This window comes from Photobacterium sp. DNB22_13_2, from assembly GCF_052873915.1.
In genome coordinates this window covers 37,108-51,453 of the sequence record NZ_JBNNXU010000020.1, presented here as the reverse complement: position 1 = coordinate 51,453, position 14,346 = coordinate 37,108, and the positions used below count along the sequence as shown (strand labels likewise).

Below are 14,346 nucleotides of genomic sequence, written 5' to 3'. Positions count from 1 at the left end.
ATTATTTGATTAATAAAGACAAAACAAGAATAACTTCCTCTTTTATCTAAATATGATCTTTGCAATTCTTACAGCTTTGTAAGCGATCTCTCACAAGGAGGCAAGGCCATAACTGCACTCAATTGCACAAGCTTAAAATACCGTATTTCAATTTGATTACAGAGAATAGTCAAAATTATTACGAGTTTAACAATATGATCTGCAGATAATGGGTTATTTAGTGATATAGAAGCTAGACAAAGTATTTCACTCGCCTAGTGCCAAATACCAACAGTCGGTGCAGTGTTTATAAAGAAAAGTGAATAAGCCGAAGAGTAAACGATGGGGTATCTGGAGCTGGTTTTGAGAAGCAGAAAAAAGAGCGGGCGCAACTTGCGTTGCGCCCTTAGGTCTTACGTGCAGCAATCCCGCTACTATGGTGCTCCCTGCATCATTCCGTTGACAGCTGTATTCCTTCAGCATTGTCCTTTTTTACTTCGTCCTGAAGTGATCCTGTGGCCTTCCTGACCCGCCAGTCCATCCTGTCCTGACTCTCAACATCCATCCTGGAGGTGTCCCTAACTTCGTCCTGAAGTGGTCCTTTGTCATCCTGACTGGTAAACATCCTGCTTACCATTGTGCCGTTCCTCGGCTATCCCTTCACAGTCCTTGTTCGATATACCATCCTAGTACACCGGTCTCATCCTGAGACTAACCAAATCCTTGGTTTATTTCCTGTTCCGTTCCGTCAGTTCCTTCCGACAGGATTAATATTACGGATTTCTCCCCTGACAAAACAGCCACCTTAGAGATAATCTCTGGCCCTAAAGATAACCGACAAATAAGAAAAAAACACAAAAACAATGATAAACAACAACTTATAGAGAAACAAGTAGCTTGTTTACTAACTACCTCTCCTAAATGTCCCACACCCTTGTAAGAGATCTCTCACACAGCAATGAGATGAATGGACGTTTTCGATAAATTAATCAGAGCTAGCGGTCTGAAATATTTCTCTATAATTACCCTTATAGCCAAGTTACTGGGTATAAATCAATTGCGCTAGCCAAGGAGTGTCCATGGAAACCTTCAACCACAACCTTGCCTCTCTTTTCAGCCAATTAGGGCTGAACAATTCCAAAGAGTTTATCGAAATCTTTCTGGCAGAGCATCGTCTAGCCCAGCATGAACAGTTATCTGAAGCCAATTTCTGGCAACCTTCACAAAGACTCTTCCTCAAAGAATCACAAGAGCAGGATGCCGACTGGTGTGAGGTGATAGACCAACTTGATGCGTTACTGAGAAAATAACCGCACTTGTGGCTATTGTGTTGATTAGCCCGTTCGAGGGAAAATGCTCGATATAAGACAGCAACAAGGAAACCGCATGTCCTCAGAAATCACCCAAGCCCTTACCAACGCTATCGACGCTTTGGTCGCAGAAGGCAAAGAGCCCTCGGTGGCCTTAATTAAATCGAGGTTAGTTGATCCCCTGCCAATGCCGCTGATCATCAAAGCATTACAGAGTTGGAAGTCGAACTCACGGGTGCCCAAAATAGAAAAAGTTGACCAGCAGCCTAGCGCCGAAGTTCGAATTGCCACTCTGGAGCAGCAGGTTGCGGCACTGACAGCACGGCTGGAGCAACTGGAAAGCAAACAGGCTTAGTTTACCGTAGTAATATAACGGTCTAGCGGCGCAGGTTAATCCTGCGCCTCGCTCGTCACTCAATTGGGTATACCGCCTATTGGAAGTCCCAAGATAGATTAGAAACAATACGGCACTTGTCGCACTTGTAATGGAAAATACCATGCAACGGCTCATCCAAGTGCCATTGGCCACCGCATTTCGGACAAGGACGGTTCAGTTCGCTTTCAAGACTTTCTCCGCCGACCCGATACTGGTAATAGTAAGTCGGGATCTTGGTAATAAACTCAATTCGTCCGCGTAAGTCCCAGCCTCGGCGGAAAATATCACTGTCGGCATCACGAATTTCATGCAGTGCCGCATGCTCGGCTTGGCACGCCCCTGCCATTTGTAACTCATCACAGGCTTGCCATTCGGTCTGCCACTTGACCACCGCTTTATGATCACCATTCAGTGTCGGCTCAGGCAAGCGGTAAAGTGGTATCGGCATCAGGGTATCCCCGCAGCGCAGTGGCGAGCAGGTATGCACATATGTGGTATACATCACCTGCCAGCTCGGTGAGAAATCCTCGGCAGCCGCTTCTGAATTGAGATCCCTTCCCAACAGCTTTACCTTGGGACTTAGCAGGCTGGCCTGGCTCAGGCGGTTTATACAGGCTTTCACCTGCGGGCTGTTGAAGCGGGCATGTAGGCTTTCTTCTTCAGGACACACAGCCCTCACTTTAAAGGTGGCCTCATCCATCACGATGGGAAATTCGCGTCCCAGCACCTGGCCGTTATAGCGCAGAGCATCCATCAAACCGTTGATGGCGGTGTCCACTGCCGCAATGGTGGTGTTATCAAAACATTCAAATTGCAATTCGACGACGTACATAACTTATTCGGCCTTTACCACAGGTTGCAGGGCTGCCAAAAATTGCTCAAGGTTTGGTGACAATACCTCTCGCTTGTTTTTGCCCAATGTCTCCAGGATCACTTCACCGGTAAGGTTACATACCGATACCACTTCACTTTCAGAATCCATTGCGCCGATAAATACCGTCGGCTTGAGCTTTAAGCGACGCTGGGTCACCAGATGGCCAAGAATATTTTCCTGCAAACGCTGCACATCGTCTTCATTGAAAGCCTGTAGCAAATCAAACTCGATAGTACCCGTCACGGTTTGAAACCTAGCAGCCATATCACCGCTGAACTGGGTGCCGTAGAATGCAACGATATCTTCATGCAGACGAAGCTCTATGCCTTTTTCCACACCAGCAAGATCCCCGATTGGTGAGCGGACAACCGGTTGCCAGCTCACTTCGTAACCATCATCGGCCTTCACGCAAGGCGAAGGTAGACCAATCAAGTCATCACTGCGAGGAAAACCTTGATCGGCATCACACCATGCTTGCAAAAAACGGGAAGAAAATTCAGATAACGCCGTTGCAACGGGATGATTCATTCGCAACCTCTCAAAAGATTAAGTAAACTTTGCCTATTCTAATCCAAGTGTGTCCAGGACAGTATGAGCAAATATCAAGACGCGAAAGAATTAGCCGGTTTGACCTTAGGTCAGGGTACCGAATACAAAGATCAATACGATGCCTCCCTTCTTCAACCAGTGCCTCGTAGCCTGAATCGAGACGATCTCGCTCTTGGCGAAACATTGCCATTCACAGGCTATGATATCTGGACACTCTATGAGCTTTCTTGGCTAAACAGCAAAGGCTTGCCACAGGTTGCCATTGGTGAGGTTCGCCTACCAGCGACGAGCCCGAATTTGATTGAGTCAAAATCATTCAAGCTATACCTAAACAGCTTTAACCAAACTAAGTTTGCGAGCTGGCAGGAAGTCGCCGATATTCTGCAGAAAGATCTAACCCAATGTGCCGGTGAAGATGTTGATGTCACCATTCAGCCGATATCGGACTTTGACGACCAACCTATCGCTAACTTCTTTGGCGAATGTATTGATGATCAAGATATCGAAATCACTGACTATGAATTTGATGCATCCTACCTTGAAGGGGCTGCATCAGAGGAAAATGTCACTGAGATTTTACACAGCCACCTGCTAAAATCTAACTGCCTGATCACCAGCCAGCCAGACTGGGGAAGCGTACGCATCTCTTACACCGGTAAGAAAATTGATCGTGAAAAGCTCCTACGTTACTTAATTTCATTCCGTAACCATAACGAGTTCCACGAACAATGTGTCGAGCGTATTTTCACCGACATCATGAAATACTGTAAACCGGAGCTATTGACTGTTTACGCCCGCTATACCCGCCGTGGTGGTTTGGACATCAACCCATACCGTACCAACATGGGCAAAACCCCAAGCGATAACTTCCGTTTGGCAAGGCAGTAATACAGCGCTGTGATAATACCTAGCTGATTAATACACAGAAATGTGCAAAATGTTACTCAGTTTGTTTTAAGTCCAGCAAATTCGAAGACTTTGCTGGACTTGATAAGCTAACCCATTAATATTGGTAATACTGTTTTTTTGGGTTCTTGAAAGTATGTCTGCTAGCCGTTGGCTGTTCCGTTTGCTGTTCATTGGCATCATCTCGTTCAGCACACAAGCTAAAATTTTTACCACGCCAATTCTGGCAGAAGCCAATGAGCTGCTCCAAACCAATCCTGAGCAATCTTTGGTTATCACCACCCGCTATCTCGACCAGCGTCGGTTAAGCGCTCCCAAAGAAACCTCCCGCGTCCACATCAATGACGAAACTGACCATTCGATCCGAACACCACTCAGCACCGTCAATGCGTTACAAATTTTAGCCAAGGCCCATTTGCTGCTCAATCAACCTGACAAGGCATTGGCGGCTATCAAGCAGGCAGCCGATATATCAGCTGAGGAAAACCTCACGTTCAGCCGGCTCGAAAGCCAGTTGATCCGTGCCGATATATACTGGGGCAACCTTAAAAATAACGTCCGTTCGCTAAAAATGCTGGATCAGATAGACGCAGAAATTACCGCTAGCACCAACCTGATGCTAGATAGCCAGATAAAACGACTGCAATATCAGTCACTGATGCAACGCTCGATCATCCAGTCAGCCACCGCAGAAGAAAACCTGGCAGAAAAAGGCTTCCTCAAGGCCAAACGCTACCTGATCAACCTCGATGATCCCAGTGAATTAATCCATTACCAACTGGTTGTCGGCCGACATTATTTCAAGCATGGTCACTACGATACCGCACTGGACCGCTTGCTGAGCGGCTACTGGCTTGCTGTCGAAAATGAAGACCAAGCACAAACGGCGATTGCCAATTACGAGCTAGCGGTTCTGTTCGAGCAACGTAAGGTCTTTGACAAAGCATTGGAACACGCCACCCAAGCCGGTGAGTTTTTCGAACATTACGATCGCAGCCGGCCACTTGCCAAGACACTGGAACTGATCGCTTCCATTTATGAACAGCAAGGCCGTTACAACCTGGCTCTGGTCCACTACTTCAACGCACTGGATCAGGAAAACCAACTTAACAGCGAAATTCGCTCGGCGAGGCTAAGACTTAACATCGCCCGGGTTTACCTCCAGCTATATAACTACCCGAAATCAGAGCAGTACCTGCACCATACCCGCTTGCTTGCTACCCAGACCGGTAACGAGGCCATTCTCGCCGACGCTCAAATTCTCCAAGGAGAGCTGGAGCTGGCCGAGGGCAATATTGAAGAGGCCATCTCCAACCTTCAAGCCGGATTGATTGCTGCCAGCCGTATCGGCAACAGTGATCTCCAATTGACTGGGGAAAGCTTGCTATCCAAAGCATTCGAACAACAAAGCGATTTCTACAATGCCTTGCTAAGCCAGCGCCGTTACGAACAACTGTTCACGACCAAACAACAGGCGCAGGTAAAAAGCAACGTCGAAGTCTTCAAGCAGCAACAGCGTATGCTTGAGCGCTCGTTGCATCTCGAAGAGCTGGAGCGCCAGCAGTTTGAGAACAGCAAGGCCTTGTACAAACAGAAAAACGTCACCATTTTCCTGTTCTGCCTGACCGGTGTCATCTTCATCATGCTAATGAGGCGCCACAAGACCGCCAAACAACTGCAGGCACGCTTGCTACGCCTGCGTAATGACTTCTATACCCACCCGCGCAGCGGGCTGCGAAACCTACGGATGCTGACCGCCAAACTGCCTAATTCTCTGCAGCAGAGCAGCGCCAACTTCGAGCAATGGCACCTTGGCGAAATCATCAACGAACCACTGAGTGATCGCTTGCGTTTCGCCCTGTTCGAGGTCCCCTTCCTCAAGCACATTTATCTCAAGCATGGCTACCAGCAAGGGTTGGAACTCGAGCGACAATTTGGTGAGTACCTCACAGAGCAAATTTGCGAACCGGCTCGGCTATACCACTTCTCCGATGCGATGTTCCTGTATATCGAACCGAACTCACGGCTCGATTCGGCACCGGAGCAGCTGGCGGGCTCTCTCCAACAGCTGGTTGACCGCTTCCTCGAAAACAAGCACATCGACAACCGGGTCAGGATTGGCATGGCAGAATACCCATTCCTCCCTCGGGCCTACACCGCGATCAATGACCACGAGCTGCTCGATATCTTACTGATGGCAACCAATGCCGCCCGGGAGATCAGTAAACAAGAATCCGGCAGCCAATGGGTTCACCTCAGTGCAATAGATGCAGCCCCTGCCGCCAGTTTTGCCAGCGATAATATCCGCCGCTCATGTATCCAAGGCATCCAAAATGGGCTGGTAAAAGTACAAACGTCAGGTAGTTGCGACATTAGCTGGAACAACGATCACGTTTCTGACAAAAATATCAGTTAATCTGATGGAATTAATCGCTTCATGGCCGATAACTATGAATTAGAAGGGCGTTTTTGTTAGCATGAACTTCCTTATCACCTTATTAAACATCTGATAAGAAACAAGTTTACCACCATGGACCGCACTTTAGCCCTGTGACAGACATAAATGCCGTAGCTTCCCAATTGAGTCAGTTGAAGTTGCGTTTAGATCAAGCTCAACTTACCCACCGTGACGCCACTCTGAAGTCCCGGCGGGAGATCGCGATCCTGAAACGTCTGATCAGCAGGCTATCTGTGGCTTGCCGTGGGTTAGACTCAGAGCTGGATGATAAACTGAGCATGCTGCGCCAGGATCTGGAACAGCAGAAAGACATCAGCCTGCTCATCCCGCGGATTGCAGTCGTTGAACGGCTGGCAAACAGGATGGGAGATGCCCACCCCAAAGAGCGGGAACTGCTGGATAAACAGTTCCAGCGTAACAGTGAGATCCTACGCCGCTTCCCCGGCCTTCCCGCCCAGCTAAAACGCGACCTCCACCAGCTACTCTCCCAGCCCGCCACGACACTGTCCGGGTCACTCCAGCATGTGCTTGGTTTGATGTCGCTGTATGAGCGAGCCTTGAAGCTAGTCGCCACCCAGGGGTTGCAAAATAACCCGGCAGCTATTCAGCAAGACTTGCTGATGAAGCTGACCGCCGAGTTACAGAACTTAATCACCGAGCTCGACTTCGACGGGGAAGCTGGCGACAAACTGCTCACCATCAGGAATCAGTTGCTCAAAGGCGTACTGCCATCAGAACTACTGACAATCGCTCTCGAAGTATTGCGTCTGGTGCTCGCTGGCACCCACCAAGAGCGCCAAGCCTCACAACAGTTTCTTGATAATGTGAACGGAGAGCTGGGTACCCTTTGCAAGACCACTCAGCAAAGCGCCGAACAAAGTCACACCATATACGAACACCGTGGTGAGATGACCGACGAACTGGCCGAGCTGGCCCAGTCAATCAAATCTGGTCTGCAAACCCATAAGCAGCTTGATAGCTGGCGGCCCGAGCTGACGCACCTGACCAAAGAGTTACTGGTGCTTGCCGAGCGTAATAAAGCGCTGGAAAAACGGGAAAAAGCCTTACTTGAGCAGCTCAGCTACAACAAATCGAAGGTCGAACACCTTTACGATCAAACAATGGATTACCGCCAACGGCTAGCTGATCAAGAACAGCGAATCTTCCTCGACAACCTGACCAAGGTGTACAACCGCAGTGCACTCAATGACCGTCTCGAACACGAGTACCGGAGATGGTTGCGTTATCAACACCCGCTATGCGTGACCTTGGTCGACATCGACAACTTCAGCACAGTGAATCAGCATTATGGCCATCAGGCCGGTGATAAAATTTTAAAAATTATCGCCCGGACGATTCGCAAGCAGCTAGAGCCTACCGATTTTATTGGCCGCTTCGGCGACGATGCTTTCATGCTGATCCTACCGGATGTTAGCGAAGAGCAGCGCAACCAACGCCTTACCGCTATTCGCCAAGCCATTGCACAGCTGCCATTCCGCTTTCGAGAGAACAACATCGCCATCACGGTATCGATGGGGGCCACTCTATTCGAGAGCAACGATACCCCCGCTGACATCATTGAACGAACCGACAAGGCCCTCACTGGTGCACGCAGCGCTGGCAGCAATCGAATTTTCTGGATTTTCTGATCTAACACTAAATCAGCAACCTATCAATGTCTGGTAAAAAACGGCATCTCTGTGTATTGTTATACCAAACGCAGTAATATTCTGTTCATATCAGAGTCATATCTGCCGTTTGAGTTCAACCCAAGTTGATGAAGATATAGTCGCTCTACATCAAAGCAATTTGGGGTAGAAATCGAGAGGCAGAGAAACTCCCGAAGGGCGAGTTAAAAAGACACTGCTACTGTGTTACTTGATTTTGATGGATATTAATACACCAGCAATCAAGTGCCTTGTACCTGTGCCTTTTAATTCTCGCTGATAGGCCAGAGTATTATTGAGTTTGGTATAGATATATCAGTCACTTGTATTTAACATTTTTCTCATAGGCTGATCTTCAGGAAACAGAGTGTACTCCCGACCGGTTTACTTTCTGCTTCACCCGGCAGTATTCACCAATTCTTCCTACAATGAATACACCCAGTGGATACCGCCGCCTTGTCATGATCAAGGAGGTAATCATGATCACTCATATCAGTCCGGTAGGTTCAATGGACCTACTTTCCCAGCACGAAGTCGACTTGCTCAAGGCAACGGCCTCCAGTGACATCTACCGTCTGTACCGTAACTGCTCGTTGGCGGTACTCAATTCTGGTAGCCACACCGACAACTCGAAAGAGCTGCTCGAAAAACACAAAAGCTTCGATGTGAACGTCATGCGGCGTGAACGCGGGATCAAACTCGAACTAATGAATCCCCCAGAACACGCCTTTGTCGACGGTCGCATCATCCGCGGTATCCAGGAGCACATGTTTGCCGTCCTGCGCGATATTGTTTACGTCAGCATGCATGTCCAACAGCGCAAAGACATCAACCTAACCAGTGCACCGCACATTACCAACTTTGTCTTCAGCGTACTGCGCAATGCCAAAACCGTCCGTTCAGGGGAAGATCCCAATATTGTCGTATGTTGGGGTGGCCACTCCATCAACCCTGTCGAATACCAATACACCCGCGAAGTCGGCAACGAATTGGGACTGCGCGAGCTTAATATCTGTACCGGCTGTGGGCCCGGAGCAATGGAGGGGCCGATGAAAGGCGCGGCCATTGGCCATGCCAAGCAGCGCTATCACAACAGCCGCTTCATTGGCTTGACCGAGCCGTCGATTATTGCCGCCGAGCCGCCCAACCCAATTGTGAACGAGCTGGTGATCTTGCCGGATATCGAAAAACGTCTCGAAGCATTTGTTCGGGTCGGCCATGGCATTATTATTTTCCCGGGCGGGGCCGGTACGGCCGAGGAGCTACTTTATATCCTCGGTATTTTGATGGAGCCGGAAAATGCCGATCAACCCATGCCATTAGTGCTCACCGGGCCAAAAGAATCCGAGCCTTATTTCCGTACCCTCGACAGCTTTATTCGCGATACCCTGGGTGATGCCGCGACCAAGCATTACCAAATCATTATTGATGATCCCGCTCAGGTTGCACGGGTCATGAAATCGGCCATGCCGCTGATCAAAGAGCAGCGCCTGGCGACTGGCGATGCCTACAGTTACAACTGGTCATTGGCTATTCCGCCTGAATTCCAACTGCCGTTCGAACCCACCCATGAATCCATGGCCGGCCTTGATTTACACATGAACCAGCGCCCAGAGCACCTTGCTGCCAACCTACGCCGGGCTTTCTCTGGCATTGTTGCCGGTAACGTGAAGGAAGAAGGGATCCGAGAAATCGAACGGAAGGGACGCTTTAAAATCAATGGCGATATCACCCTGATGAAACGGATGGACAAGCTGCTCACCCAATTTGTCAAACAGCAACGGATGAAACTACCCGGCAGTCATTACGAGCCCTGCTACGAAATCATCACCGCAGCCCCACCGATTGCGAAATAATCCCCCCCGCAGGCTAGATGGCGGTGCACATTCGATACAACAATGCGTACAATGAAGGGTCTATTGACCCTTTTTTCTTTACAGCTACACGGTTTACGCTATGTCGTCTATCCACCTTGTCATCATCGATGCCCTCAACCTGATCCGCCGCGTCCATGCCGCCCAGCATGGCGAGCCTGATATCCCAAACACTGCCAAGGTCTGCTGTCAGGCACTGGGGAAAATCATCAAAAGCAGCCAGCCGACCCATATTGTCGCAGTCTTTGATCACCATGGTGAAGACAGGGGCTGGCGTGCCGAACTGCTCCCACACTATAAGGAAGGGCGAAAGCCTATGCCTGAAGAGCTGGTGACCGGGATGGATGCTATCCAGGATGCCTTCATGGATATGGGGATCGACTCTTTGCTGTCGGACGGTGACGAAGCGGATGATTTGGTCGCTACACTGGCACTGAAAGTCGCCTCGCGTGGCCAGCAGGTAACCATCATCTCTACCGACAAGGGCTACTGCCAACTGCTGCAGCCTACATTGCGGGTTCGTGATTACTTCCAGCAGCGCTGGCTCGACAGTCCCTTTGTCGAAAAGGAATTTGGCGTCAAGCCCGAACAACTGCCGGACTATTGGGGACTGGCCGGGATCAGCTCGAGTAAAATCCCGGGCGTCACTGGGATCGGCCCCAAAGCCGCGGTTGAACTGCTGGGCCTCTACCCTAACCTCGAGGCCATTCTTGCTGCCGGTGATCTGCCAGCCAAATGGCAAAAGAAAATCGACGCCTGCCGTGAGGAAGCCGTCGCCTCCAAGCAAGTTGCCTCATTGAAAACCGATCTGGTACTCGGCTTCAACCTGCAGGATATTCGTTTCGAAGCGGGAAACTAGATACAAAAACGCCACCCTAAGGTGGCGTTTTTTCAATATGACCGATTAATGCGGCGAGCGGTTATCCAAGCGCTGGATATGTACCGTGATTTCTTCACGGTCGTGGTACAGGTGCTTGGCTTGTAGCTTGAACTTCACCCCATTCTGGATCAGGTACACTTTCAGGTTCTCGATGTCCTGCAGTACCTCATCGTAACGACCTTTCATCGGCAGCTTAAGGTTGAAGATCGCTTCCTTCGCCCAGGCCTTGATCAACCAATCACCCATCAGGTGAGCCACTCGGGCCGGTTTTTCAATCATGTCACAAACAATCCACGTCACGTTCTTACGTGGCGGCTCAAACTTGAAGCCATCAACCGCGTGGTGCTTGACTTGCCCCGTATCCATCAGGCTCTGTGCCATCTGGCCGTTATCAATCGCGTGGACAAACATCGAACGCTTAACCAACTGATAAGTCCAGCCACCCGGGCAGGCCCCCAAATCAACGCCCCACATGCCGGGAGCCAGACGCTCATCCCACTCTTCGCGTGGAATAAAGACGTGAAATGCTTCTTCCAGCTTCAGGGTAGAGCGGCTTGGCGAATCCGACGGGAACTTAAGGCGTGGGATCCCCATAAAGAACGAGGAATTGTTGAATGTGTAAGAGTAACCCACAAAACAGCAGCCCGGCGCAATGAAGCACAGGTGCATAACCGGTTTTTTCAAGTTGTCCTTATTGTACAAAGCCCCAGACTTTCGCAGTGCCTGACGTAGCGGCACAGTGAACTTGCGGCAGAACTTCAGTAGCTCTTTAGCTTCGTTGGTATCTGGCGTTTCAACACGCAGATCGCCACAGCGAGGGAAATCCGCCACCGTCTCCATGATTGGAGAAATACGGTCTTCTTGCGGCAAATGTTCCAGCATTGGCATTACCGCAACCATCTGGCGGGCAAAGATCAGCTCGGCAAACGGTTGTTGCTGGATAAACTTATCCGCATCTCCCGACTGGTAGAACTCAAACAACACATAGCCACTATTGTTTTTCGCGCGAGGAAAGCCATACAACTCCAGTGCATTTGCTTTGTCTTGAACTTCACCGGCACACTCTTTCTCGAAGCCGGGACGGCAGTACAACAGAACTTGATTCACTCTCAACCCTCAAGCTGAACGCCAGGCAGCCACTGCAAGCGCTACCCAGCCTATGATAAAACAGACGCCTCCCATCGGGGTGATGGGGCCAAACCACTTGATACCCGTCAATGCCAGTCCATACAGGCTGCCACTAAAGAGTATGATCCCTGCCACAAAAAACAGGGCTGCGTATAATACCCCTTTTGTCGGAAGAATGCGTGCCAATATTGCACAGCCAAAGATCGCCAAGGAATGCCATGCCTGATACTGGACGCCAGTTTCAAATACTCCGAGCAGATACGGAGGCAATTGTGACTTTAAGCCATGGGCCGCAAATGCGCCCAGAGCCACAGTAACCGCCCCGCTCAAAGCAGCAAACACCAACAGCCAACGGCTTGCTTTATCCATCATATCCCCTCCCTAGGCCGTACATTCACAGATGAACTTTGCCAGTAACTTCACAGTCAACTGGCGATTGCCCAGCTCGGTATGACCAGATGCCTTGCGCGGCTTGAAACTGTGGTCACCATCAGGCAGAAAGCCAACCTCAACGCTCGGGGCATATTGCCAGCCTTCCACTTCGCTGCGGGTGCCGAACGTATCGCGCTCCCCTTGCAGGATCAAGGTCGACAGTGTGATGGTTTGCAAATGATCGCCGCGAAAATTCTCTGGCTTACCCGGCGGATGGAACGGAAAGCCCAAGCAAGCAACGCCTTTCACTTTATCTTGGCAGTTCACTACATCCGGCGACTCATTGGCAATATCGGTCACCATCAGGCTGGCCATACGTCCCCCCATTGATTTTCCGCCGATCACTAAGTTGCCCTCTTGGGCAAAAGCCTCAATGTGGCGCTGGAAATCCAACAACAGCTTAGGCTGTCTGTCTGGCGGGCGTTTCTTGCCATCTTCACGGCGCTTGATCATATAGGGAAACTCAAACCGCACCACCCTGATCCCCTTAAGGGCAAGGCCTTTGGCGATATCGGCCATAAATTCATGCTCCATCCCCGCCCCGGCACCATGGGCAAACAGGAAGGTCGCGCTATACTCGCCGCTTGGCGGCATATCAATAATGTACTCGGTCACACTCGTCTCCAACATAATCCCTGTCAACCCTACAGACCATCTTCCACATCTGGCATATCTTCCTGCTCACGGGCAGCCTTGGCCAACACCCAATCACGGAAGGCCTGGATACGGCCTGTTTCAGCCTGACGTTCCTGGCACACGAGAAAGAATGCATTCTTGCTCATCAGTACTTCATCGAATGGGCATACCAAGCGGCCCGCTTCCAACTCTGGCTGAGCCAGTACGTTGTTGCCAAGAGCAATTCCCTGACCGTGCGCCGCCGCCTGTAACACCATGGTCGAGTGACTGAAAATCGGCCCCTGATTGACGTTAGTCCCTTCTATGCCGTGATGTCGCACATAGTTTTTCCACTCCTTGCGCGAGGTGTCATGCAATAAAGTATGGAGTTTCAGATCATCCAGCGTGCGCAGCGGTTTAGCACCACTAAGCAGCATTGGGGAGCAGACCGGTAGCAAGAACTCTTGATACAGCTTATCGGCCCGAAGTCCCGGCCAATTACCCCGACCGTAGTAGATAGCGACATCAACATCTTCAGTCAACGAGCCCTCATCCAAGTCCACCGCTTTGATCCGCACATCAATATCTGGGTGTTGCTCGTTAAAATCAGCCAGACGAGGCACCAACCACTGGATGGCAAAACTAGGAGGTAAACTAATGGTTAACGCTCCTTTCGCGCCGCGTTCCAAGACCTTATCAGTGGCATCTGAGATTGCAGAAAAGATGTCTTTTATATCGAGAAAGTAGCTTTGCCCCTCTTCAGTTAGCAATAAAGAGCGATTACGACGACGAAATAATTTGAGACCCAAAAATTCTTCAAGTGCTTTAATTTGGTGGCTTACAGCCGCTTGTGTGACAAATAACTCTTCAGCCGCACGGGTAAAACTGAGGTTACGGGCCGCCGCTTCAAAGACTTTCAGTGAATTGAGTGGAGGGAGACGTCTAGACATACTTTTCCTGCATTAGTTTTTTTTATGGGAAACATTATAAAATGTCCATTGTTCAAGTGCTACATAAACCATATGATTTGCCCCGCAACGGTGAGCAAGGCCAAGTTTTTAGCCCTCAGGCATTTGACCGACCACATCGTTGCGATGTTGTGTTTGCATATTGTCCGGGTTATTCCGGAGCGGTAGTCAATCTACCAATTTTACTTCCTGTATTTTTGACCTGTCTGTCAAAAAAATTCTTGGCACTGCGCCTCAACGCAGTGCTTTTTTTTTGCCTGTCACCAACTCATCGTCTAATTACACATCACACCTCGACACAACCACGTCTCCACTGCAGCTGACTAGATG

At 49.9% G+C, this 14,346-nt stretch carries 13 protein-coding genes; 7 read left to right on the top strand and 6 right to left on the bottom strand.

All coding sequences use genetic code 11. The features are described from left to right. The first annotated feature begins 1,058 nt into the window (after nt 1-1,058). Nucleotides 1,059-1,289 (top strand): DUF2789 domain-containing protein, encoded by a 231-nt coding sequence (locus tag ACVA58_RS22230; protein ID WP_446512545.1) that lies wholly within the window; start codon nt 1,059-1,061, stop codon nt 1,287-1,289. Nucleotides 1,290-1,365: 76 nt separating this feature from the next. After that, the gene (locus ACVA58_RS22225) at nt 1,366-1,644 is read left to right on the top strand and encodes a hypothetical protein (protein ID WP_446512544.1); all 279 of its coding nucleotides are present in this window, start codon (nt 1,366-1,368) and stop codon (nt 1,642-1,644) included. Nucleotides 1,645-1,720: 76 nt separating this feature from the next. On the opposite strand, the gene ACVA58_RS22220 is transcribed toward ACVA58_RS22225, so the two are convergent. After that, nucleotides 1,721-2,497 carry a Zn-ribbon-containing protein gene (locus ACVA58_RS22220; protein WP_446512543.1) on the bottom strand — a complete coding sequence of 259 codons (777 nt, stop codon included), beginning with the start codon at nt 2,495-2,497 and terminating at the stop codon, nt 1,721-1,723. A 3-nt stretch (nt 2,498-2,500) separates the two neighbouring features. Further along, a complete protein-coding gene (syd, locus tag ACVA58_RS22215) occupies nt 2,501-3,067 on the bottom strand; it encodes a SecY-interacting protein (RefSeq protein ID WP_446512542.1) in 567 nt (188 codons plus the stop codon). Nucleotides 3,068-3,130: 63 nt separating this feature from the next. On the opposite strand from syd, the gene queF reads away from it, so the two are divergent. From queF to xni, 5 genes are all read left to right on the top strand, one after another. Continuing rightward, complete coding sequence (gene queF / locus ACVA58_RS22210; protein WP_446512541.1) at nt 3,131-3,976, top strand: NADPH-dependent 7-cyano-7-deazaguanine reductase QueF; 846 nt, start codon at nt 3,131-3,133, stop codon at nt 3,974-3,976. A 154-nt stretch (nt 3,977-4,130) separates the two neighbouring features. Then, nucleotides 4,131-6,410 carry a GGDEF domain-containing protein gene (locus ACVA58_RS22205; RefSeq protein ID WP_446512540.1) on the top strand — a complete coding sequence of 760 codons (2,280 nt, stop codon included), beginning with the start codon at nt 4,131-4,133 and terminating at the stop codon, nt 6,408-6,410. A gap of 134 nt (nt 6,411-6,544) precedes the next feature. Next, nucleotides 6,545-8,101 (top strand): diguanylate cyclase domain-containing protein, encoded by a 1,557-nt coding sequence (locus tag ACVA58_RS22200; RefSeq protein WP_446512539.1) that lies wholly within the window; start codon nt 6,545-6,547, stop codon nt 8,099-8,101. Nucleotides 8,102-8,598: 497 nt separating this feature from the next. Then, nucleotides 8,599-9,975: a nucleotide 5'-monophosphate nucleosidase PpnN gene (gene ppnN, locus ACVA58_RS22195; protein WP_446512538.1), complete on the top strand. Its 1,377-nt coding sequence runs from the start codon at nt 8,599-8,601 to the stop codon at nt 9,973-9,975. Nucleotides 9,976-10,075: 100 nt separating this feature from the next. Further along, complete coding sequence (gene xni, locus ACVA58_RS22190) at nt 10,076-10,852, top strand: flap endonuclease Xni (protein WP_446512537.1); 777 nt, start codon at nt 10,076-10,078, stop codon at nt 10,850-10,852. Nucleotides 10,853-10,897: 45 nt separating this feature from the next. Here xni and rlmM read toward each other — a convergent pair whose 3' ends face one another. Genes rlmM through ACVA58_RS22170 form a run of 4 tightly spaced genes read right to left on the bottom strand, consistent with a single transcriptional unit; the run spans nt 10,898 to nt 13,998 of the window. Then, the gene (rlmM, locus tag ACVA58_RS22185; RefSeq protein WP_446512536.1) at nt 10,898-11,980 is read right to left on the bottom strand and encodes a 23S rRNA (cytidine(2498)-2'-O)-methyltransferase RlmM; all 1,083 of its coding nucleotides are present in this window, start codon (nt 11,978-11,980) and stop codon (nt 10,898-10,900) included. A gap of 9 nt (nt 11,981-11,989) precedes the next feature. Beyond that, nucleotides 11,990-12,370, bottom strand: a complete 381-nt coding sequence (locus ACVA58_RS22180) for a DUF423 domain-containing protein (protein ID WP_446512591.1) — start codon at nt 12,368-12,370, stop codon at nt 11,990-11,992. Between the two features lie 12 nt (nt 12,371-12,382). Then, nucleotides 12,383-13,063, bottom strand: a complete 681-nt coding sequence (locus tag ACVA58_RS22175; protein ID WP_446512535.1) for an alpha/beta family hydrolase — start codon at nt 13,061-13,063, stop codon at nt 12,383-12,385. 14 nt (nt 13,064-13,077) lie between these two features. Further along, the gene (locus tag ACVA58_RS22170; protein WP_446512534.1) at nt 13,078-13,998 is read right to left on the bottom strand and encodes a transcriptional regulator GcvA; all 921 of its coding nucleotides are present in this window, start codon (nt 13,996-13,998) and stop codon (nt 13,078-13,080) included. Nucleotides 13,999-14,346 lie beyond the last annotated feature (348 nt).